Here is a 22,758-nt window from a genome sequence, read left to right on the forward strand (position 1 = left end):
AGTACTATTACCGAAGCACCAACTTTTCGATTAATTTTTTCCCCAGCTCTTCATTAAGCATTTTTACGATTTTTTCTTTTCCGTAGCTTAATTCTTCTCGCAATACCGAAGAGCTTAGCTGTACAAATAATGTAGTGCCTTGGAGTTTGATCGCCGTGGTATATTTCTGGATTGCCGGTCCCATTTGTTTATTCCATGCATCGCGAACATGAACTTTGTCCAATCCTTTTTCCAGATTGTTTTTTTCTACAAAATCTTTTAGAACGTCGCCTATACTTAGATTTTCGTTATTTCTTTTCATTGGTTTCGATACTTATTGGGGTGTATTTTTTATAGTGATAGATTTTATCCTGGTCGTTTTTTATTACCAATTGATCGTTAGAAGCATTTAGCACTGTTTCTTTCCAGCTATCGTAAGGTGTTTTATAATAAATTCTAAGACTATCTTCTTCAATTTTTAACTCTAATTTTTCTGCGGAATTACTGGTCTTAAACGAACCATCCATTTGAGGTCGAACCTTTGTGCGTTGTCCTGTTCTACCTTCAATTTCTAAGTAATCTACATTTTGATTTACCTTATAGGTGATCGTAGAATCTTCACTAACTTTCACTTTGTCAATTTCCCAATAGCCTTCTAGATATTGTATTTGTTCCTTAGGATCTTGCCTACTACAACTTAAAAGAAATAAACTGAATACAAAAAAGATGAGTCCTCTATTTTTCACAATTTGAAGATTTTATAGGTTTGATTACTTTCTTTTACGACTTTCTCGGTTCTATCGGCGTGGGTATCGCTTATAAAAATTTGTCCTAATTGATTGGTTGCCACCAAAGCCACAATATGAGCTACACGTTGTTCGTCTAATTTGTCAAAGATATCATCTAGTAATAAGATTGGATTAACCCCGCTTATTTTTTTTATAAAATCGAATTGTGCCAACTTTAGAGCGACTAAAAACGATTTTTGCTGTCCTTGCGAACCAAATTTTTTAATAGGATGACCTGCAATTTCAAAGCTTAGATCATCTTTATGCGTTCCTACGCTGGTATATTGCAATACCATATCTTTTTGAAGTTGATCTTCCAGAAGTTGAGAAAGTGATTTCTCGGAAAGCTGACTTTTATACTGAATGCTTACCGGTTCTTGATTATTGGTAATGTCTGCATATCTTTTATTGAAGATGGGCACAAATTCATCTAAAAATTCTAAACGTTTTTTATGCAATTTTGTGCCCAGATCATTAAGCTGCAGATTATAAACTTCTAAGGTTTCCCGATCAAAAGTATGGTTAGCTGCAAAATATTTTAAGAGTGAATTTCGCTGCGATACAACTTTGCTGTAATTTATCAAGTTGTTAAGATAGATATTGTCACTTTGCGAGATCACACCATCCATAAACTTTCTGCGCGTTTCACTACCTTCTATTATAAGGTCGCGATCTGCCGGAGAAATAATCACTGCCGGTATAAAACCAATATGCTCACTTACTTTTTCGTAAGGCTTTTGGTTTCTTTTTATAACTTTTTTTTGTCCGCGTTTTGCGCTCACCAATATTTGTTCGTCTTGATTGTTTTTTTCAAAAGTTCCATCGACTACAAAAAAATCGGCATCGTGATTAATATTCTGACTTGTAATTGGATTAAAATAACTTTTCCCAAAAGCAAGATGATAAATACTATCTAAAACATTCGTTTTGCCCACACCGTTATGTCCCACCATGCAGTTAATTTTAGGGTCAAAATCAAAAGAAGTAGATTCCAGATTCTTGTAATTTAAAAGAGATAGGTGTTTTAAATGCATAAAGTGTTGGAGTTCAGTGTTTTTGAGCTTTTGGGTTTTGGGTTGCGTATCCAAAGCGAAAGAGCTGAAAATATTGAAAAAATACAAATAAATTCCCTTTTAATTTTCACAAAATATTATATTTTTGCCACGCATTAAAAATATCTTATGGCAACTTATAAGAAAAGAGGATATAAATCACCAAAGGAGAAAATCCAGGACGTAGAAGAAGGAAATGAAAACGAGTATGTAGATGGAGAATCTACTACCGAAGAAGTTTTTAACACTTTAGATGAAGGCGCTAGCCGTACAGAAACATGGGTAGCTGAAAACCAAAAGTATATTTATATAGTTTTAGGGGTTGTTATCGTAGCTGTTCTTGGTTACCTTGGTTACGAGCAATGGATACAAGAGCCTAAGAAAGCTGAAGCCGCTAACGAGATGGCGCAGGCACAAAATTATATGCAGGCAGCTATGAGTGCAGGAGCTTCTGAAAGTGATTCGCTTTATAACCTTGCTTTAAACGGTGGTGAAGGTAAATACGGTTTTCTTGATATTATCGATAACTACGGTGGTACGCCAAGTGCTAATATCGCTTCTTATAATGCTGGTTTCGCCTATCTTTATACAGGTAAATATCAGGAAGCTATAGAGCATCTAGAAGATTTTAGTAGTGACGACGAAGTTCTTGCTCCACTTGCAACTGGTGGTATTGGTGATGCATTTATGCAATTAGATCAGCCAGAAGAAGCTTTGGATTATTACGTGAAAGCTGCTAATATGAGATCTAATAGCTTTACGACACCTAAATTTTTATTGAAAGCAGCTGTTACGGCATTAGAATTAGGAAATGCTGAAGATGCTTTAGAATATCTGAATAAATTGGAAAATGAATATCCAGAGTCTACAGAGGCAGAGCAAGCTCCGGTCTTTAAAGGTCAGGCTCAGGCAACGAAGTAAATACATATATGGCAACCGAAGGAAATAATCTATCGGAATACGATAAATCTACAATCCCAAACGCGAAAGAATTTCGGTTTGGGATTGTTGTTTCAGAATGGAATGAGAAAGTAACTGAAGGTTTATTTCAGGGAGCTTTTGAAACATTAAAAGAACATGGTGTACTAGAAAAGAAAATAGTTCGCTGGAATGTACCAGGAAGTTTCGAATTAACTTATGGCTGTAAGAAAATGCAGGAAACTTATGATATGCTGGATGGTATTATTGCAATTGGTAGCGTGATCCAGGGAGAAACAAAGCATTTCGATTTTGTGTGCCAAGGCGTTTCAAACGGTATTACCCAGTTAAATGTGAATAGTGATACGCCGGTAATTTTCTGTGTACTTACAGATAATAATATGCAACAAGCGCTAGATCGTTCTGGTGGAAAGCATGGTAACAAAGGAACCGAAGCTGCCATAGCGGCCATAAAAATGGCACAATTAAGAAAAGAAGCCAGATTTTAATAATCTTAGGTAGCGCAAAATTATAATCTAAATGCCGCTTTAAAGCGGCATTATTATTGCTTTTCTATATTTCACAAAAGAGCTCTTCTATTTTAGAAAGCTTTTGATTAAATTTGATGTACCACAGTTTAAAGCAATAATTTTGAGAGTCAATTTTTTAAAAACGAAAAAAAATACCCGCTACAACTACACACCTCGTTACTATCAAGGTAAAAAAGTGGGGAATATTTACGATTTTGATTCGAAATTTAATAAATATAGAGAGATCACAAATGATATCGATTTTGGCGCACAATGGTCTAGAGACCGAGAATCTAGCCGACATCGAGGGAATCGTGAAATTAACCGACGTGTAATTTACGTTGCTTTAATTCTCATATTTATTTTTTTATGGATTATAGATTTTGATTTGTCTATCTTCTCGAATCCTCGTTAAATGAGTGATATAATACAACTTTTACCAGATCACGTTGCCAATCAAATAGCAGCGGGAGAGGTAGTACAGCGCCCAGCTTCTGTTATTAAAGAATTGCTGGAGAACGCTATAGATGCTCATGCGCAAAATATTCAGGTTGTAATAAAAGACGCAGGTAAAACCCTAATTCAGGTAGTGGATGATGGTGGTGGAATGAGCCTTACCGATGCTCGTATGTGTTTTGAGAGACATGCAACTTCCAAAATTAAATCTGCTGAAGATCTTTTTAGTTTAAATACTAAAGGATTTAGGGGTGAAGCTTTAGCCTCGATTGCAGCAATTGCACACGTAGAACTTAAAACCAAACCTGAAGACGAAGAAGTTGGAACTTGCATTAAAATTGAAGGAAGTAAAGTAACTTCTCAAGAACCTTATGTGACACCTAAGGGGACTTCGCTATGTGTAAAGAATCTTTTTTATAATATTCCTGCACGAAGAAATTTTTTAAAATCTGATGCAGTAGAATTACGCCATATTATTGACGAATTTCAACGTGTTGCAATGGCACATCCTTCTATTTCATTTTCTCTTTTTCATAATGGAGCGGAACTTTTTCAGTTGCCATCAACTAATCACAGGCAGCGAATAACAAATATATTTGGCGCTAAGACCAATGAAAAATTGGTCCCGGTAGAGGAGGATACTGAAATTGTAAAAATTTCAGGTTTTGTAGGTAAACCGGAATTTGCTAAGCGGAGTAGGGGTGAACAGTTCTTCTTTGTTAATAATCGATTTATAAAGAGCCCATATCTTAACCATGCAGTTTCTGCGGCATTTGAAGGTTTACTGAAAGAAAAAACCTATCCCAGCTATTTTCTCTATTTGGATGTAAATCCTAAAAGTATTGATATAAATATACATCCAACAAAGACTGAAATTAAGTTTGATGATGAGCATGCGCTTTATGCGATGCTAAGAAGTGCTATAAAACATAGTTTGGGACAGTTTAGCGTAGCTCCGGTGTTGGATTTTGATCGCGATGCAAACTTAGACACCCCCTATGATTATAAAAACAAACAAGCTGAAGTTCCTAAGATTGAAGTAGATCGCAATTTCAATCCTTTCGAGAATGAATTTAATACGGCTTCAATACGATCAGGAAAAAATACTAGTTTCAAAAGAGAGTCTAGACAATCCTGGGAAAGCTTATATTCAGGATTAGATACAGGTACAGAAACTGATCAAAATCATTTTAATCAGGTTGAATTTGAAAGCGAAGAAGTCACTGGAAAACTGTTCGACGAAAATCATTCAGAACCGGAAGCAGGTACTTTTCAACTTCAGAAGAAATATATAGTTTCTACTTTAAAAAGCGGAATTTTAGTTATCGATCAAAACCGCGCTCATACTAGAATACTTTACGAAGAACTTTTAAAAAATATTACGATCGCTGCTGCTGTAAGTCAACAGCTACTGTTTCCTTTAGAATTGCAATTTAATACGCATGAAATTGAAATGCTTAAAGAAATTAAGGAATCTTTAGAACAAACTGGTTTTATTTTTTCTAATATTGACAGCGAAATCGTAGAGATTACAGGCATACCCACCTTAATAAGTGAAAGCGAAGTGGGGATGTTATTAGAACAGTTATTGTCTGACTTTGAAAATGAAGTGCCCGATAATGGATTTTCACAAACCGATTTGCTGGCAAAATCCTTAGCAAAAGGTATGGCGGTTAAATCGGGTACGTTATTGAATAGTACGGAACAACAGCATATTGTAAATCGATTGTTTGCGTGTAAAGAACCAGATGTTAGTCCTTTTAACAGATCTGTGTTTGTTACGTTAACTGTTGATGAATTGGATAAAAAGTTTACCTAAATGGGAAGAATTTCAGAATCTGTAAAAGTAATCTTAGTTGCTAATATTTTGTTTTTTATAGGCAGCCAGCTTATTGGTGAAAAAGCTTACGGGTTATTTGCCCTATGGTTTCCTGAAAATCAAAATTTTCATTTTTGGCAAATTATAACGCATATGTTTATGCATGGCGGGATATCTCACATATTTTTCAATATGTTTGGTCTTTATATCTTTGGGAGTTTCTTGGAGCAAAGCATCGGTCAAAATCGATTTTTATTCCTTTATTTTTCAGCAGGATTAGGAGCTGCAGGACTTCAGATTTTATTTGCCTATCTCGACTTTAATTCGGCCTACAATGCGCTAATTGAAAATGGTGCTACCGTAGCTCAGATTAACGATTTACTTAATCAATTTGATGGGAAAGCCTATGGAATGATGTATAACGGGGGCAATGCGTTGGTAAACGATTTGGCGAGTTCTTTTATGGTTCCTATGGTTGGTGCATCGGGAGCAATTTTTGGTGTTATGGCAGCTTTTGCAGTTATTTTTCCCAATTTGCCTTTATACATTATGTTCATCCCAGTTCCCATAAAAGCAAAATTTTTAATTGGTGGATATTTTCTTTTAAATGTTTACTCGGCAGTTACTGGTCAAACTTTGTTTGGTCCTTCTAATACGGCTTATTGGGCTCATATAGGAGGTGCAATCATTGGATTTATCACAATGTGGTACTGGAAGAAAAATCAGTTCAACCAAAACCGATGGGATTAAATGAAAACATCTGATAAGATAAGGTATAAAATAAATACAGCTTCGGTCACAGAAAAGCTTATTGCTGCAAATGTGATTGCATTTTTATTATTTGGATTATTAAATACCATCTTCACATTATTTAATATTCCTGGCTTCCAATCTTTTTATAATTGGTTTGTTTTGCCATCAGATCCGGCTGAGTTTATTCTAAAGCCTTGGACTATTATAACTTATTCTTTTCTGCATGGTGGTATTTGGCATTTGTTATCCAATATGTTGATCCTGTATTTTTCAGGAATGTATTTTTTAAACTTTTTTAGTCCTAAAAGATTGCTCAATTATTATTTTTTAGGAGTGCTTATTGGAGCGTTAGTTTTTATGCTGAGTTATAATTTGTTTCCCGCTTTTGCAGGAGGTAAATCTTATTTGGTTGGCGCTTCTGCGGGAGTAATGGCTGTTCTTATTGGCGTGGCTACGCAAGCTCCCAATATGTATATTAGATTGATGATTTTAGGAAATATTAAATTCTGGTGGTTAGCGGCTTTTCTTGTCGCTCTGGATGTGATACAAATTCCTATGGGAAATGCTGGCGGACATTTAGCTCATTTGGGTGGAGCTGCATTAGGTTATCTTTATACCACGCAGTTGCATAAAGGAAATGATATTGGTGCGTGGTGGGAGAACATTATGGATGCAGTAGCAAGTTTGTTTAAAAAGAAAGAGAAGAAAGCTCGGATGAAGACTGTTCATAAGAATGTGAGCAAAAAAAAATCAGCAACTTCAAATTCTTCTAGAAATAAAACTAATATGTCAAAGTCTGAAAAGCAGCAGGAAATTGATGCTATTTTGGATAAGATAAGTAAAAGCGGATACGAAAGTTTAACAAAAGCCGAAAAAGACTTTCTCTTTCAGGCCGGCAAAGATGATTAAATGAAGAAATTATCATGGTTTGATAAGTTTATTTTTTTTCTAAATTCTTTATTAGCTATTGGGCTCATTATAGCCTATTTTTTACCCTATATTCCACCTAAAAGTTATCCTTTAATTTCGGTTTTAACGCTGGGTGTTCCTATTCTAATAATGGCTAATTTAGTTTTCTTCTTATATTGGTTAATAAGGATGAAAAGGCAAATGCTGCTATCACTAATAATTATGATAGTAGGTTTTGGCTTTGCTTCTAAGTTTTATCAATGGCCTTATAAAGAGAATAACCCCACGGGGGATTACTCTATAATGAATTATAATGTTCGCATGTTTAACAAGTCTAAATGGACAGATGAAGAAAATATTCCCGAAAAAATTAATGCCGTAATTGAAGAAAAAAATCCTGACATATTAACTATCGAAGAGTATTACAAAAATGAATATTTAGAAGCAAAATATCCTTATCAATTTATAAAATATCGAACTGATAATTCTTCATTTGGTCAGGCTATATTTTCTAAATTTCCTTTACTTTCTAAAGAATCTATAGATTTTAATGTTGACGATTTTACAGGAGAAAATAATAATGCTATATTTTCTGATGTCGTAATTGATAAGGATACTGTAAGACTTTATAATATTCATTTTCAGAGTTTAAAAGTAACAGAAGATATTCAGGATGTTAATAATTTGAAGCATAAACAGGAATCTAAAAAAGTAGTCAAAAACATTTCAGGTGGATTTGTTCGTCAACAAAGACAGGCAGAAAGAGTTGAACGATCTTTTAAAGATGTTCGTTATCCTATAATCATTAGTGGAGATTTCAATAACACTGCTTTTTCACATACATATGCTCATGTGAGAAATGGTCGTTTTCAAGATTCTTATGTGAAAAAAGGAGGTGGGTTTAGTAGTACTTATAATTTAAACTACTTCCCATTAAGAATCGATTTTCATCTTTTGGATACTGTTTTTGAAATTAACTCTTATGAAAGAATCAAAGTGCCATATTCAGATCATTATCCAATATTAACAACATTTTCTTTCAAAAATTAAAGTCGGGCAAATTCTGATTTTCAAGAAATTCCAAGCTCTGCGGACCAAGATTGAAAATTAAATCTAGAATACTGAGGTTATTTATAAAACCATGTTTTGGTTCAAATACCTGGGCGTAGCGTTCCGATTCAAAATTAAAGTTTTTCTTAGCTGTGATGAGATGTCTGCCGTTATCCATTTCCTTCGGATTACTAAAATATTCTTCAGTTTTGATAATTTCAGGTTCAATCCCTAAAGCATCAAAAGCAAAATTTTGACAGTGATAATTAAACTCCATTAAATAATCATATCTATTTTCATATAATGGAAGTAGTTCATCTTCGTAAAATTCGAAGAAAGGAGAGGTTTGGTATGACGCTTTAAGTGCACGCCAGTGTTGCTTTTGCCACTCGAAAGAATTATCAATTAAAACCTTTTTATAAGTCTGATGGTCGTTTGATTGATTCTTCTCGATAGGCGTTCTATGTTTTATTGGAATATTTAGTAACAATTTTCCATTGGCATCGTAAATGTACATTCGATTACGATACGTTTGCTTTTGATAATTATCTTCATTTTCAAAGATAATATTCTCGTATTGAGAAATTACGGCATATTGGGAAACCGGCCCAAAATAGGCCGGATGTATTAGAACAGTACTCATTTTTTAAGAATCTGAGTTTCTACGTTTTTTAAAGTAATTAAAAGCCACTATTATTAATACTAAAATCAAGAAATAGGGTAGATAGGAAATAGGGGTACCATTACCTTTAACGGTTGTAAACATGCGATCCCAGCGTATTCCATCTAAAAATCCAGAAGCATATTTGTCTTTACTAAACCAAATAAATACTGGTTTACCTACTACGTGATTATAAGGAACATAACCCCAACTACGGCTATCTTCACTATTGTGACGATTGTCGCCCATCATCCAGTAATAATCTTGCTTAAAAGTATACGAATCGAATGGCTGCCCGTTTAAAAGAATTTGAGTACCATTTTGAGTAATAGTATTTATTAATCCCATTTCGGTTCCTTCGTAAACTTCGATAATTCTGCGATAAAACGGTAACGACTCTGGGGTTATTTCTACGGTTTTTCCTTTTTCTGGAATATAAATTGGGCCAAAATAATCCAGGTTATATCTTCTTTTTTTATCGTTCGGGAAAAGGCTCGCCGATTTTTGATCTTCAGGATATACTCGTCTTTCGAGTGTTTTTATATAGGGATTATTTCTTAATCGCTCGGCCGATTCTTCAGATAAAGCAGATATTCCAAATTCGTTGGTGTTTGGATTAAACCCAAAACCATCGGTTACATCGTACATTTTGTACATGTACTGCGGTGTTAGTTGATGTCCATCTGTTGTTCCGGTATACGAATATTGTGGCTTAGCCCTTTCTGAAAGTTCGAGTTGCTCTCCGTTTATAAATACTTTTCCTTCAATTATTTCTAAAGAATCACCTGCGGTAGCAACACAACGTTTTACATAGTTTGATTTTTTATCAATTGGTTTGTAATAATATTTACCATCACCATATTGCTGAAAAGCATTAACAGTATCTACAGGCCAGTTAAATACTACAATATCGTTCTTCTTAACCTCTTCGAAACCTGGAAATCTTAGATAAGGTATTTGTGGCTCGGTTGCGTACGATTTTACTCCTAATACAGGAATAGTATCATGAACCATAGGGAAGGCGATAGGCGTTTGCGGAACTCTTGCTCCGTAATGAAATTTGCTTACAAAAAGATAATCACCAACTAATAGCGTTTTTTCTAGAGAAGAAGTAGGAATAGTAAAGGGCTGCATAAAATAGCCATGTACAATAGTGGCTGCAACGACAGCGAACAAAATAGAGCTCACCCATTCTCCTATAGTTGTACGTGGTTTTAAATCTCTTTCGTGGATGTAAGTAACATCTTGTGTATAGTTAATATAATAAATATAGAAACCAAGTGTAAATATGGCTAAAAAGGTATCACTTACACTGTTTTTTCCGAAGCTTCTTAGCGTTTCAACCCAAATTACGGGAAACATAATAAGGTTTACGATAGGTATAAAAAGCAAAATCACCCACCACCAAGGACGGTTGATTATTTTCATTAGGATTACAGCATTATAAACTGGTATTAATGCTTCCCAGGATTGTCTTCCTGCTTTTTGATACAACTTCCAGGTTCCGGCGAAATGTATCACCTGTACAACCAAAAAGAAAATAAACCACTCTGTAAATGTCATATTTTAATATTTCCCTGTTAGTCTAGCTCTAACGTAATTTGTTACGATAAAAGCCAGTTTATAGTATAGGACTAATTGTTAATTTATTTATTATAGTAAAGTAGAGAGCACATCTTTCATGCTGTATTCACCTTTTCTATCCTTAATCCATTCAGCTGCGATAACCGCTCCCTTTGCAAATCCTTCACGTGAATGTGCTGTATGGATAATTTCAATATCGTCAATTTTTGAAGTATAACTTACGGTATGAGTTCCAGGGATATCATCAATTCGTTTTGCGAGAATTGGAATTTCATATTCTTTAGCAGACTCTAAACTCCAATTTTCTTTTCTGTCGTTGGTCTCAATAATGTGATTGGCCAGACTAATTGCGGTTCCGCTTGGAGCGTCTAATTTTTTAGTATGATGTATTTCTTCAATTTCGACACCATATTCATCTAAATTCTTCATTAAAGAGGCCAATTTCTTATTTAATTCAAAGAAAATATTAACTCCTAAAGAAAAATTACTAGCATAGATAAATCCCGATTTATGTTCGTTACAAATTTCTACAGCTTTATCATAGTTATCTAACCAGCCTGTTGTTCCGGATACCACAGGAATACCTGCTTTAAAGCAACTGGTGATATTGTTATAAGCGGCATCTGGAATGCTAAAATCGATAGCCACATCGATATCCATTTCTGCCAGACTATAATTTTCTATATCTTCATCGATTTTCACTACAATTTCATGTCCGCGATCTAAAGCAATACTTTCTATTGCCTTTCCCATTCTTCCGTATCCTAATAGTGCTATTTTCATGCTTAAAATTTATAATTCAAAGAAAAACCATAATTAGACTTTCCGGTGAATTCATCGAGTTTATAATTCGGTTTAAAACTTAAGTCTTCATTTACATTAAATTGCTGTAAGTGTGCGCTTACATTTGCATCAATAATATTAAGAGCATATAGCCCTACAGCAAATAAAAGCGAGAGTTCTTTGTTTCTCTGATATAATTCTTGTGCATTCCTTAGGCCCTCATCTGAAATTCTTCCAGCGAATTCGTCTTCTTTTCCTGCTAATCGTTGTTTGTAAGCTGTCCTATAACGATTATATTGTTTGTTATTATCTATGTATAAATAAACAGGAATTCCTATTGCAGCGTAAGCTATAGGAACTTTCCAGATTTGACCATTATAAATTTGACCTAAACCTGGTAGTATTGCTGAATAGAAAGCCGCTTTTGCGGGAGCAAGGGCATTGTATGGTTTGTAATCCTTTTCTTTTTCAAAATTTTTAGATTCTGAAATAGGTTGTATAGTCCTGGAATTTTCTACGGAAAGTGAATCCTGCTGAGCACTAAGTTGAACTGTGAACAATAGCAGGAAAATTATGAAAAATAGCTGCTTACTCTTCACTCTGAATTAGTTTTTTAATTCGGTTAAATTCTTCTTCCGAAGAGAAAGGAATAGTAAGTTTACCTTTTCCGTTTTTCTGTACTTTTACATCTACCTTTGTGCCCAAATATTCTGTAAATTCTTTGATACTTCGTTTATAGACTACCGGTACCGCGGTTTTAGCCGTAGTTTTACTTTGAGGGCCATTTTTGGCTTCTTTCACCAATTTTTCAGTATCTCTTACAGATAAAGACTTCTGAATAATTTTTTCGTAAATATCCAGTTGCTTTTGGTGATCATCTAAATTAATTAAAGCACGACCATGCCCCATACCTAAAAAACCATCACGCATCCCCGTTTGGATTATAGGATCTAATTTTAATAATCTTAAGTAATTGGCTACGGTCGATCGGTTTTTACCTACACGATCACTTAGCTGTTCTTGGGTTAAACTAATTTCATCGATTAGGCGTTGATAAGACAGTGCAATTTCAATTGGATCTAAATCCTGTCTTTGGATATTTTCCACCAAAGCCATTTCTAGACTTTCTTGGTCGTTTGCAATCCTAATGTAAGCCGGGATAGTTTCTAGCCCTATTAATTTTGAAGCGCGATAACGACGCTCACCAGAAACTAATTGGTATTTATCAAATTCTAGTTCTCTTACCGTAATTGGCTGGATTACACCAAGCTCTTTTATAGAACTTCCCAGTTCACGTAAGGCATCTTCGTTAAAACTGGTTCGTGGCTGAAATGGATTTACTTCAATCGAAGACAATTCCAACTCTACTATATTACCTACCAGTTTATCGGCATTCTTATCTTCAGCTGATTGTATATCATTTTGAGGATCTTTCAATAATGCAGAAAGACCTCTACCAAGTGCTTGTTTTTTTGTAGCCTTCGCCATCCTCTAACTATTTTTCTTGATAATTTCGTGCGCCAAACTTAAGTAATTTGTAGCCCCTTTACTAGATGCATCGTAATTTATTATGCTTTCACCGTAACTAGGCGCTTCACTTAAACGTACATTTCGTTGGATGATTGTTTCAAAAACCATTTCATTGAAATGTTTTTGTACTTCTTCTACCACCTGATTGGATAATCTAAGACGGCTATCATACATTGTTAATAATAAACCTTCTATATCCAGTTTATTATTGTGAATTTTCTGAACACTTTTTATGGTGTTTAATAATTTACCTAAGCCTTCTAAAGCAAAATATTCGCATTGTATAGGAATGATAACTGAATCTGATGCTGTTAATGCATTTAAAGTTAAAAGACCAAGAGAAGGAGCGCAGTCTATTAATATATAGTCATATTTTTCTTTGAGCGGAGTAATTACCTTTTTAAGCATTGATTCTCTGCTCTCTTGATCTACCAACTCAATTTCAATTGCTACCAGATCTATATGAGCGGGGATTAAATCGAGGTTTGGAGAACTGGTTTCCATAATCGCTTTTTCAGCAGCAATAGAATGCTCCAATAGCTGGTACGTACCAAGTTCAACCTCTTCAACGTCTATACCTAATCCCGAAGTAGCATTTGCCTGAGGGTCGGCATCTATTAATAATACCTTTTTTTCTAAAACACCAAGAGAAGCAGCAAGATTAACCGAAGTTGTTGTTTTACCTACTCCACCTTTTTGATTGGCAATAGCGATGATTTTACCCATTAATGTGTATCGATTTTTGAAGGTAAAAATACAATTAATTATAGGTTTATAAAATCATTTTGTTAACAGGTTTATTAATAGTTTTAACAATTGCTAATTCCTTATCCTCTTTTTTTATTTTTAATCATCATTTCAAGTTGATCCCACATTTCCTCTGGTATGGCTTCTAGAAGGTTAAATTGTCCCGCACCTTTTAACCATTCACCACCATCGATGGTGATAACTTCTCCATTTACATAAGCAGCAAAATCTGAAACTAAATAGGCAGCAAGATTTGCTAGTTCCTGGTGATCACCTACACGTTTTAGTGGCACTTTTTTCGCAAGATCGAATTTGTCTTTTAAATCACCTGGTAAAAGTCTATCCCAGGCACCTTTCGTAGGAAATGGTCCGGGAGCTATTGCGTTACATCGAATTCCGTATTTTGCCCATTCCACGGCCAAAGAGCGTGTCATTGCCAAAACACCAGCTTTTGCTGTGGCGCTAGGGACTACGTAAGCCGAACCTGTCCAGGCATAAGTGGTTACAATGTTAAGGATGGTTTTGTTTTCAGTTTTTTTATCGATCCAATGTTTTCCAAAAGCCAGTGTACAATTTTTACTTCCTTTTAATACAATATCGATTATGGTATCAAACGCATTGGCAGAAAGCCGCTCTGTAGGAGAAATAAAATTACCTGCAGCATTGTTTAGTAATACATCCACATCGCCAAATTCATCAAGCACCAGGTTTAGCATATGCTCAACTTCTTCATAATTTCTTACATCGCATTGCACCGGTAAACAAATGCCTCCTGTTTCTTTTTCCAGCTCTTGGGCGGTGGTTTGCAATTTCTCTAAATTTCTAGATGAAATAGCAACCTTAGCGCCTAGCTCTAAGAAGTATTTAGTCATCGATTTGCCAAGCCCGCTGCCTCCACCGGTAACTACGATAGTTTTGCCGTTTAAAGCATCATCGCGCAACATTTTTTTAGTATAATCCATAAAATTCGATTTAAACTAAATATAAGGATAAAAATTTATGTTGAGTATTTTATTAAAAGAATGATTACTGCAATTAAAAATGATAATTTTGTAATCATTCATAATTCAATCAATGATTTTAAAATTTCAGAATTCGTTAAATTCATCTTTTTTACTATCAATTATAAGTTTATTTTTTTGCCTTTCTCAACTTCAGGCGCAATCAAAAAAAATTAACCAGGCCGATAGCTTATTACGTATTGGTCAGTTTGAAAAAGCAGCTAAATTCTACGAATTAGAAATAAATTCAACTAAAGATAGCGCACTATTAGCAGCCGCCTATATTGGTTTAGCAAAATCTGAATTAGTAAGATCGAAATTTGATCTTGCGCTGAAGAATTATATTAATGCTGAAAAATTTACTAATAACCGTAATCAACAAAATTTACAGGAAATATACACCGGGATAGGCGTGGTTCATTCTAAGCTTAAAAACTTTGAAAAGGCGGAAGTTTACTTTAAAAAAGCGCTAAATCAAATTACTTCAGAAAATATTTTCGCTCTAAAAGTGTATATCAATTTAGCCGGCCTTTATGTAGAAACTAATAATACTGAAGCTTTATCCACCTATCAAAAAAGTTTAAAATTAGCTAAGAAACTGAATCGAAAGGATATTCAGGCAGTGGTTTTAAATAATTTAAGCAACTATTATATAGAGCAAAAAAGCTGGGATCTGGCTCGATCTAATGCTAAAGAAAGTTTAGAAATTAGAGAAGAACTACAAATGCAAAATTCTGTAATTTCCTATAATAATTATGGATACGCCCTGGTGCAATTAGGGCAAATAGACGAAGGGATTACTGCGTACAAAAAAGCTTTGCCAAGTGCTTCTCTTCAAGAAAAAGAACGTTTGCTTCTAAATATGATGAACGCTTATAAAGAAGCTGGAAATTATAAAGAATCTCTAGAGTTTTCTCAGCAATACAACGCCGTAAAAGATAGTATTGCGGCCAATCGTTACCGAGAAAAAATAGCAAAAATACAAACGGCTTACGAAACCGAAAAAAATGAAAAGAAAATTGCGCTCTTAGAAACTGAAAACACACACAAAAAGCGTGAATTTCAGCAGTTAATAATTGGCGGGGTTATTTTGTTGGTTTTATTACTTGTTATTATTCTCTTGTACTTAAAAAACCAAAAGGTTAAGCAGAAGTTGGCAAAATCAAAATTAAAGCAGCAACTATTACAGGTACAGTTAAATCCACACTTTTTATTTAACGCTTTGCAACAAATTCAATTTTATATTTTCAATAACGAAAAGGAAAATTCGATGGAATATTTAGCTAATTTTAGTCGATTAATTCGATTGGTATTAGAAACTTCCAGTAGTGAATTTATTGCATTGTCTGAGGAAGTAGAAATGCTGAAAAAGTATTTGTATTTACAACAAAGTGCAGCTTCAAAAACATTCAAATATTTTATAAAACTAAATATTGAAACCGACAGTTCTGAATTACAGATCCCGGTGATGTTACTCCAGCCTTTTGTAGAGAATGCGGTGTTGCATGGCATTAAAGATCATGAAAACGGAGAAATTTATATAAGCTTTGAAGAAGACTTAGCAAGCAAAAAAGTTATTGCTGAAATTAAAGATAATGGAAAAGGTATTCAGCAATCAAAAAAAATAAATTCGCAACGTTTGCATGCTTCTATGGGAAGTGCAATTTTAAATGAACGAGTAGAGGAATATAATAAAACACACTCTCGAAAAATAAAGCTACAAATAGAAGAAGTTGAAGAAAGTAATGAGAATCGTGGAACACGAATTATTATAGAAATGCCTTATCGACTTGCTTAAAATATACTAAATGAAAACACTTATAGTTGAAGATGAAGTCGCCTCTGCATTGATGATGGAGAAAATTTTGAACGATAATTTTCCAGAATTGGAGATTTTAAAGGCTGAAAACTTAAAATTTGCAGCTGAAATATTTGAAGAAGTTAAACCTAAAATTTTATTACTCGATGTAAATTTACCCGACGGTAATTCTATAGATTTTCTAAAAGAGATTTATAATAAAAACACGCACCAATTTAAAGTAGTTTTTATTACTGCGTTTGCTAAATATGCGGTAGCAGCTTTTCAGTTCAGTGCCTTAGATTTTATTTTGAAGCCATTCACACCTAGCCAATTAATCTCGAGTATAAATAAGGTTTTAGAGAGTTGGCAGGAAGAATCTTATAAGCTAAAATTAGAAACCTTATTGCACAATCAGCATGAGCCGCAAAAGCGTAAAATTGTTTTGAAAACGCAGGAAGATATTTTTGTGGTCGATATTTCAAATATTATTCGTGCACAAGCGCACAACAACTATACAACTATTTATTGCTCGTCTGGAGATTCCATTTTAGTATCGCAATCTTTAAAGAAAATTGAAGATCAATTATCCATTTCAGGTTTTATTAGAGTGCATCAATCGCATTTAATCAATACAGATTTTATCAGCAGATTTCAAAAAAAAACAAACATGCTTGTGCTTACTTCCGAAGAAGAAATACCTGTTTCTGTCGCAAAAAGGGGAGATTTACTGGAATATTTCAGCAAATTCTAATGCAGCTCGTCTAAATACTAAACCAACTTAGGTTATTACTAAAAAAAGCATCTAAATCTTATAATACGATCGCATAGCCATTAAATTTGTAAATCTAAAAGACCTAATCTAATTTATATGAAATCTGTCTATCACTTTTTATTAGCTACTGCTTTAATGTTGTTGAGTGCACCTTCTTCTGAAGCACAAATTTTCGACAAAATAAAAAATAAAATTGAAGATGAAGCCGAAAAAGCGGTAGATAAACAATTGAATAAGAATTCTAAAGATGAAAGAAAGACTGATTCTTCGAATTCTAATCGAATCCAAATAGAAGATAATGGTGCGTTTATTGCCGGAGATTCTTTGGTTTATGCGACCAATTTCGATCGCATGGCTAACGGTTCAATGCCAGATCAATGGAAGTCTACAGGATCTGGTTCTATCGTAAAAATAAGCAGATTCCCAGGGAAATGGCTAAATATGAGTGAGCGTACCAGTTATAAATTAAAACAAAATATAGCTTATCCAGATCGCTTTACAGTAGAGTTCGATTTAATTATTGCAGCCGATAAAGTAAACGATCTTTCCTCATTATTCTTCGGGTTTACTAAAGATAATAGTTTATCCAGATGGATTTCTAATAGCAATATTTGGCACGCCGGGCTTGAATATATGAATAGCAAAGATTTTGTAGTTTCTAGCAAAGTACGTGATTTATATAGGACCGGTGGCTTTGATTTAGGAGTTTATGCCAACCAAAAAATGCATGTTGCTATTGCTGTAGATGGCGATCGCGTAAAGATATATTTAGATGACACAAAAATTGCCGATACAGATCTTTTTAGAGGACAAAAATTTAGGCATTTCTTTATAAGTAGTCCATTGCGAAGTGATAGTGGTGCAAGCGTATTATTTGGTAACTTCAGAATAGATACTTTTAAGGAAGATTTTTAATTGCTGAATGGTTTAAAATTTAAAAGTTTATCTAAGCCTTAAAATTTCTAATAAGGTTGTGGATAAACTTTAATTTTTTAATGACGTTTTTGCTCAAAATAAACGGATATATATCTGAAAGTCCCATTCCGCGATTTAGGGAATTTAAAGCTAGCGTAAGAGAGATGTAATAATCTATAATCTTATCAAAATCCTTTTGTGAGTAAGGATCAAGCCGAATGCTCATCTCTGGAGTACTCGAAACTACTGGGTTTTGGATCTCAAGGCCATAATAATAGGCAGTTTCTAAGGTATCCATAATATGAAAATAATGAGCCCAGGTTTCAGCCCAATCTTCCCACGCATGGGCAGAGGCATATTTGGTGATATGAAATTGCTTCCAGTTAGTTTTAGGCCCATTGGCGTAATAGGTATCCAGAGCTTCGCCATAATCTTTTTGATCATCACCAAAAATTTCACGAAATTCAGTAAGTATTTTAGGATCATTAAGAACAATCGCTTCCCAGTAGAAATGCCCAATTTCGTGTCTAAAATGTCCTAAAAGGGTTCGCATTTTTTCACCCATTTGCATACGCATAGCTTCACGCTTTGCATCATTTGCTTCGTCTACGTTTAAAGTTATAAGTCCGCTTAGATGTCCTGTAAGCAATTTTCTACCATTTTTAGCTTCTATATCGGGTGCTAAAATTTTAAACTGAAGTTGTAATTTTTCACCATTATCAAGATCGAAAGAGAAAGGTAGTCCTAATCTTTTTAAGCTGTAGATTAAGCGGTGTTTTGCAAACTCTACTTTTTGCCATTCCAATAATCTTTTTGGATTATCGAGATTAGGTATAACATCGTTAAGCTGGCAAGATTCGCATAAAGAATCTTCTGCCGAATCATCAATTAGCCAATTGCAGGCTTCAAATTTGTGATTTCTACAGTATCGAAGCTTTTTGCCGTTGTAGGTAAATTCTTGTTCTACCGAAAGCATAGTTTCTTCAGCAGACCAATAGCCCAAATTATTGCCACAAAATTCGCAGGTATCGTTTTCAAAAAAAACGAGATTATCGCACGCAGAACAGGAAAATGTTTTCATAAATCAGCCTAATTACCAGCTTAAAATCTTTGGCGAATATCAGATAATAATTTACTGAAATATAAATCTTTAACTAAAAATTAATTAGGCTAATTATCATCAATCAGAATATTTAATAATTGTACTGCGGCATCACTAATTTTAGTTCCGGGGCCAAAAACAGCCACGGCACCAGCATCAAATAAGTATTGATAATCCTGTGATGGGATCACACCGCCAACAATAACCATAATATCTTCTCTGCCTAATTTTTTGAGTTCTTCTAAAACTTGCGGCACCAAAGTTTTATGTCCTGCGGCTAAAGAAGAAACTCCTAGAATATGTACATCATTTTCAACCGCTTGTTTTGCAGCCTCCTTCGGGGTTTGAAAAAGCGGGCCAATATCTACATCAAAACCTACATCTGCATAAGCGGTAGCCACTACTTTTGCGCCACGATCGTGGCCATCTTGTCCCATTTTTGCGATCATAATTCGTGGTCGGCGGCCATCCTGCTCAGCAAATTGATCAGCAAGTTCTCTGGCTTTTAAAAAAGTTTTGTTGTCTTTCATTTCTTTAGAATAAACGCCGCCAAAAGATTGAATTTTAGCTTTATATCGTCCAAAAGCTTCTTCTAACGCATCGCTTATTTCTCCCAACGTTGCTCTTTTTCTTGCAGCATCAATGGCTAAAGCCAACAAATTTTCTTTTCCAGATTTAGCTGCTTTTGTAAGCTTATTAAGTGTATTTGTGACTTCAGTTGGGTTTCGGTTAGCTTTAAGATGTTCTAAGCGTGCTATTTGCTGTTTTTGTACAGTTTGATTATCAACTTCAAGCGTTGTTATTGGATCTTCCTTCTTTAAACGATACTTGTTAGTACCAACGATTATATCGGTCTCATTATCAATTCGGGCTTGTTTTCTTGCTGCGGCTTCTTCAATTCTAATTTTCGGGATTCCAGCTTCGATAGCTTTGGTCATTCCGCCAAGATCTTCAACTTCTTCAATAAGCTTCCATGCTTTTTCAGTAATATCGTTCGTTAAACTTTCAACATAATAACTTCCCGCCCATGGATCTACCGTTTTAGTGATCGATGTTTCCTGCTGTAAATGCAACTGTGTGTTTCTGGCAATTCTTGCTGAAAAATCTGTAGGTAAAGCAATCGCTTCATCTAAAGCATTGGTGTGTAAACTTTGCGTACCTCCAAAAGCTGCCGCAGCCGCTTCTATGGAAGTTCGCGTAACATTATTAAAAGGATCTTGCTCGGTTAAACTCCAACCGCTGGTTTGTGAATGTGTTCTTAGTGATAAACTTTTTGGATTTTTCGGGTTGAATTGTTTTACCAATTTTGCCCAAAGCATACGGGCTGCGCGCATTTTGGCGATCTCCATAAAATGGTTCATCCCAATTGCCCAAAAGAAAGAAAGTCGAGGTGCAAAACTATCGATATCCATCCCGGCTTCTAAGCCTTTTCGAATATATTCAAGTCCATCAGCTAGCGTATACGCCAATTCGATATCACTGGTCGCACCAGCTTCCTGCATGTGATAGCCCGAAATACTTATACTATTGAATTTAGGCATGTGTTGCGAAGTGTACTCAAATATATCAGCGATAATCTTCATCGACGGAGTAGGAGGGTAGATGTAGGTGTTTCTCACCATAAATTCCTTTAAAATATCATTTTGAATGGTTCCTGAAAGTTGCGCTGGTTTTACGCCTTGCTCTTCTGCAGCAACAATGTAAAAAGCTAAAATTGGTAATACAGCGCCGTTCATCGTCATGGAAACCGACATTTTATCTAGCGGAATTTGATCGAAAAGAATTTTCATATCTTCAACTGAATCGATCGCTACGCCGGCTTTTCCCACATCGCCAATCACACGCTCGTGATCACTATCGTAACCGCGATGGGTGGCCAGATCGAAAGCTACTGAAAGGCCTTTTTGCCCGGCAGCTAAATTTCTACGGTAAAAAGCATTACTTTCTTCTGCGGTAGAAAATCCTGCATATTGCCTAATTGTCCAGGGTCGTTGAACGTACATGGTGCTATATGGCCCGCGTAAAAATGGAGCTGTGCCGGCCACAAAATTTAGATGTTCAAAATTTTCAATATCTTCTTTAGAATACGAAGATTTGATATTGATTTCTTCCGGAGTTTTATAGCTCGAAATTGTAGATTTTGAACTTATATTTTTATCGATCAACTGTAAATTTTTAAGGTCTTTTCTTCCCATAATTATGCGTTTACAGTTTTTTCGGTCGCTAATCGTTGCTCTTCCAATTTTTCACTTAATCGCCGCTCTAAAATCGGTTCGATTAATGTTTTTCTCGGATTTTTCTTTAAAAAAGGATACAACTGAATCTCATCCTGCATTTTATCTGCCGCATTTTGATATTTGTTGGTTCCAATTAAAATAAGTTCCCCAGCATTGAATTTCGCCTGTTCTTTTTCCGCAGATTCATTTATTTTCTTCTGAATAATACTTTCCTTCAGTTGTTTTAAAAATCCGCCTCCATTTTCAATATCCTTAAAAATAGCCAATGCTTTTTCAGCAAATTGTTCGGTTAGATTCTCTATATAATAGGCGCCTTCCGCAGCATTTTTTACTTTATTTAAGTGCGCTTCGTGCTTCATTATTAAAAGCTGATTTCGGGCAATTCTATTCCCAAATTCGTTGTTTTTATGATAAACTGCATCGTAAGGCAAATTAAAAATTGCATCTGCGCCGCCAAGAATCGCACTCATACTTTCGGTATTTGTACGTAGTAGGTTTACGTTATAATCGTATAATGTTTTGTTACGTTTTGTAGGCTGTGCGAGAATAAAAATTTCCTTATTGAAACCATAAGACTCAGCCAAACTTGCAAAAAGCCATCGTAACGTTCTAATCTTAGCAATCTCGAAAAAGTAATTAGGACCACTTGAGACTAAAAATTGAAGTTTAATTTTTTTCTTTATTTCTGCGGAAATAAAATGAGCTTGATTGATGTGATTTAAGTATTCGTTTGCATGTGCCAGCGCATAAGCCAATTGCTGCGGAATTGTTGCCCCTGCGTTTTGATAAAGTGTAGTGTCTACGGAAATAACTGACTCGAAATTCGATGAATTCTGAAGTATTTTATTTAAAATCTCATGATCTGTTTTCAGGTTGTGAAACCAGTTTCCCGATCGCGCCAAATTCCCAATAATATCTATCTGAAGATAAATTTTAGCTTTTTTTTCTTTGAAGAATTCACTTAAACGTTGTAGATAATCTGGTGAAAGAAAGTTGAATTTCAAGTAAACAGGAATACATTCAAAATTGAAATTTTTAAATAATTTGTCAAAATTGATTTCTTCCGAAGCGATTATAAACCATAAGCTTTCTGCACCTTTTTTTAATAATTGATGTGCGCGGTGATTGCTTTTTTCTTCTGAAACTACGTAGATCTGATCACAAATAGACCAATCTTGGGTTGAATTTATTTGTAAACCTTTAATCTTATCATCCTGATGGTAAAATGGTTTAACATCGATGCCATCTAAAGAATGATAAACTAGGCTTTGATAATCTGAACCTTGTAGCTCAAACTGAATTTTTTGTTTCCATTGCTTTGCAGAAACTTCATCAAAATCCTGAAATAATGATTGCTCCATAAGAGATGTG

23 protein-coding genes are annotated in these 22,758 nt (G+C 34.8%); 10 read left to right on the forward strand and 13 right to left on the reverse strand.

Annotated features, from left to right (window positions below):
• Nucleotides 1–7 precede the first annotated feature (7 nt).
• Genes PBT89_RS05965 through recF form a run of 3 tightly spaced genes read right to left on the reverse strand, consistent with a single transcriptional unit; the run spans nucleotide 8 to nucleotide 1,801 of the window.
• The gene (locus PBT89_RS05965; protein ID WP_270063840.1) at nucleotides 8–301 is read right to left on the reverse strand and encodes a DUF721 domain-containing protein; all 294 of its coding nucleotides are present in this window, start codon (nucleotides 299–301) and stop codon (nucleotides 8–10) included.
• Nucleotides 288–725 (reverse strand): lipocalin family protein, encoded by a 438-nt coding sequence (locus tag PBT89_RS05970; protein ID WP_270063841.1) that lies wholly within the window; start codon nucleotides 723–725, stop codon nucleotides 288–290. The genes PBT89_RS05965 and PBT89_RS05970 overlap by 14 nt, the downstream gene beginning before the upstream one ends.
• Complete coding sequence (gene recF / locus PBT89_RS05975) at nucleotides 722–1,801, reverse strand: DNA replication/repair protein RecF (protein WP_270063842.1); 1,080 nt, start codon at nucleotides 1,799–1,801, stop codon at nucleotides 722–724. Before recF ends, PBT89_RS05970 begins: the two co-directional genes overlap by 4 nt.
• A gap of 147 nt (nucleotides 1,802–1,948) precedes the next feature.
• Between recF and PBT89_RS05980 the strand changes: the two genes are divergently transcribed.
• The 7 genes from PBT89_RS05980 (at nucleotide 1,949) to PBT89_RS06010 (ending at nucleotide 8,254) form a co-directional block, all read left to right on the forward strand.
• On the forward strand, nucleotides 1,949–2,740 hold the full coding sequence (locus PBT89_RS05980) for a tetratricopeptide repeat protein (protein WP_270058627.1): 792 nt from the start codon (nucleotides 1,949–1,951) through the stop codon (nucleotides 2,738–2,740).
• Nucleotides 2,741–2,748: 8 nt separating this feature from the next.
• Complete coding sequence (ribH, locus tag PBT89_RS05985) at nucleotides 2,749–3,246, forward strand: 6,7-dimethyl-8-ribityllumazine synthase (protein WP_270058626.1); 498 nt, start codon at nucleotides 2,749–2,751, stop codon at nucleotides 3,244–3,246.
• 142 nt (nucleotides 3,247–3,388) lie between these two features.
• Nucleotides 3,389–3,682, forward strand: coding sequence for a hypothetical protein (locus PBT89_RS05990; protein WP_270063843.1), 294 nt, complete (start codon nucleotides 3,389–3,391; stop codon nucleotides 3,680–3,682).
• The gene (mutL, locus tag PBT89_RS05995; protein ID WP_270063844.1) at nucleotides 3,683–5,542 is read left to right on the forward strand and encodes a DNA mismatch repair endonuclease MutL; all 1,860 of its coding nucleotides are present in this window, start codon (nucleotides 3,683–3,685) and stop codon (nucleotides 5,540–5,542) included.
• Nucleotides 5,543–6,292 (forward strand): rhomboid family intramembrane serine protease, encoded by a 750-nt coding sequence (locus tag PBT89_RS06000; protein WP_270063845.1) that lies wholly within the window; start codon nucleotides 5,543–5,545, stop codon nucleotides 6,290–6,292.
• On the forward strand, nucleotides 6,293–7,204 hold the full coding sequence (locus tag PBT89_RS06005; RefSeq protein WP_270063846.1) for a rhomboid family intramembrane serine protease: 912 nt from the start codon (nucleotides 6,293–6,295) through the stop codon (nucleotides 7,202–7,204).
• Nucleotides 7,205–8,254, forward strand: a complete 1,050-nt coding sequence (locus PBT89_RS06010) for an endonuclease/exonuclease/phosphatase family protein (protein WP_270063847.1) — start codon at nucleotides 7,205–7,207, stop codon at nucleotides 8,252–8,254. It abuts the gene before it with no gap.
• On the opposite strand, the gene PBT89_RS06015 is transcribed toward PBT89_RS06010, so the two are convergent.
• The 7 genes from PBT89_RS06015 to PBT89_RS06045 all read right to left on the reverse strand — a co-directional run bounded on the left by PBT89_RS06015 (nucleotide 8,244) and on the right by PBT89_RS06045 (nucleotide 14,521).
• Nucleotides 8,244–8,897: a WbqC family protein gene (locus PBT89_RS06015; protein ID WP_270063848.1), complete on the reverse strand. Its 654-nt coding sequence runs from the start codon at nucleotides 8,895–8,897 to the stop codon at nucleotides 8,244–8,246. The two genes, PBT89_RS06010 and PBT89_RS06015, sit on opposite strands and share 11 nt — an antisense overlap.
• Nucleotides 8,898–8,900: 3 nt before the next feature.
• Nucleotides 8,901–10,478 carry a signal peptidase I gene (gene lepB / locus PBT89_RS06020; RefSeq protein WP_270063849.1) on the reverse strand — a complete coding sequence of 526 codons (1,578 nt, stop codon included), beginning with the start codon at nucleotides 10,476–10,478 and terminating at the stop codon, nucleotides 8,901–8,903.
• 90 nt (nucleotides 10,479–10,568) lie between these two features.
• Complete coding sequence (gene dapB, locus PBT89_RS06025; RefSeq protein WP_270063850.1) at nucleotides 10,569–11,282, reverse strand: 4-hydroxy-tetrahydrodipicolinate reductase; 714 nt, start codon at nucleotides 11,280–11,282, stop codon at nucleotides 10,569–10,571.
• Nucleotides 11,283–11,284: 2 nt separating this feature from the next.
• On the reverse strand, nucleotides 11,285–11,881 hold the full coding sequence (locus PBT89_RS06030) for a DUF5683 domain-containing protein (RefSeq protein WP_443089611.1): 597 nt from the start codon (nucleotides 11,879–11,881) through the stop codon (nucleotides 11,285–11,287).
• Nucleotides 11,871–12,770 (reverse strand): ParB/RepB/Spo0J family partition protein, encoded by a 900-nt coding sequence (locus PBT89_RS06035; protein WP_270063852.1) that lies wholly within the window; start codon nucleotides 12,768–12,770, stop codon nucleotides 11,871–11,873. The genes PBT89_RS06030 and PBT89_RS06035 overlap by 11 nt, the downstream gene beginning before the upstream one ends.
• A 3-nt stretch (nucleotides 12,771–12,773) precedes the next feature.
• Nucleotides 12,774–13,538 (reverse strand): ParA family protein, encoded by a 765-nt coding sequence (locus PBT89_RS06040; RefSeq protein WP_270063853.1) that lies wholly within the window; start codon nucleotides 13,536–13,538, stop codon nucleotides 12,774–12,776.
• Between the two features lie 101 nt (nucleotides 13,539–13,639).
• Complete coding sequence (locus PBT89_RS06045; RefSeq protein WP_270063854.1) at nucleotides 13,640–14,521, reverse strand: SDR family oxidoreductase; 882 nt, start codon at nucleotides 14,519–14,521, stop codon at nucleotides 13,640–13,642.
• 112 nt (nucleotides 14,522–14,633) lie between these two features.
• Here PBT89_RS06045 and PBT89_RS06050 point away from each other — a divergent pair, with 112 nt between their 5' ends.
• The 3 genes from PBT89_RS06050 (at nucleotide 14,634) to PBT89_RS06060 (ending at nucleotide 18,048) form a co-directional block, all read left to right on the forward strand.
• The gene (locus tag PBT89_RS06050) at nucleotides 14,634–16,358 is read left to right on the forward strand and encodes a tetratricopeptide repeat-containing sensor histidine kinase (protein WP_270063855.1); all 1,725 of its coding nucleotides are present in this window, start codon (nucleotides 14,634–14,636) and stop codon (nucleotides 16,356–16,358) included.
• 10 nt (nucleotides 16,359–16,368) lie between these two features.
• A complete protein-coding gene (locus PBT89_RS06055) occupies nucleotides 16,369–17,112 on the forward strand; it encodes a LytR/AlgR family response regulator transcription factor (RefSeq protein WP_270063856.1) in 744 nt (247 codons plus the stop codon).
• Nucleotides 17,113–17,229: 117 nt separating this feature from the next.
• The gene (locus tag PBT89_RS06060; RefSeq protein ID WP_270063857.1) at nucleotides 17,230–18,048 is read left to right on the forward strand and encodes a hypothetical protein; all 819 of its coding nucleotides are present in this window, start codon (nucleotides 17,230–17,232) and stop codon (nucleotides 18,046–18,048) included.
• Nucleotides 18,049–18,079: 31 nt separating this feature from the next.
• Here PBT89_RS06060 and PBT89_RS06065 read toward each other — a convergent pair whose 3' ends face one another.
• From PBT89_RS06065 to PBT89_RS06075, 3 genes are all read right to left on the reverse strand, one after another.
• Nucleotides 18,080–19,129 carry a zinc-binding metallopeptidase family protein gene (locus PBT89_RS06065; RefSeq protein ID WP_270063858.1) on the reverse strand — a complete coding sequence of 350 codons (1,050 nt, stop codon included), beginning with the start codon at nucleotides 19,127–19,129 and terminating at the stop codon, nucleotides 18,080–18,082.
• A gap of 89 nt (nucleotides 19,130–19,218) precedes the next feature.
• Complete coding sequence (gene scpA / locus PBT89_RS06070; RefSeq protein ID WP_270063859.1) at nucleotides 19,219–21,345, reverse strand: methylmalonyl-CoA mutase; 2,127 nt, start codon at nucleotides 21,343–21,345, stop codon at nucleotides 19,219–19,221.
• A 2-nt stretch (nucleotides 21,346–21,347) separates the two neighbouring features.
• The gene (locus PBT89_RS06075; RefSeq protein ID WP_270063860.1) at nucleotides 21,348–22,748 is read right to left on the reverse strand and encodes a methylmalonyl-CoA mutase subunit beta; all 1,401 of its coding nucleotides are present in this window, start codon (nucleotides 22,746–22,748) and stop codon (nucleotides 21,348–21,350) included.
• Nucleotides 22,749–22,758 lie beyond the last annotated feature (10 nt).

Origin of the sequence: Zunongwangia sp. HRR-M8 (assembly GCF_027594405.1) — a bacterium.
Lineage (GTDB): Bacteria > Bacteroidota > Bacteroidia > Flavobacteriales > Flavobacteriaceae > Zunongwangia.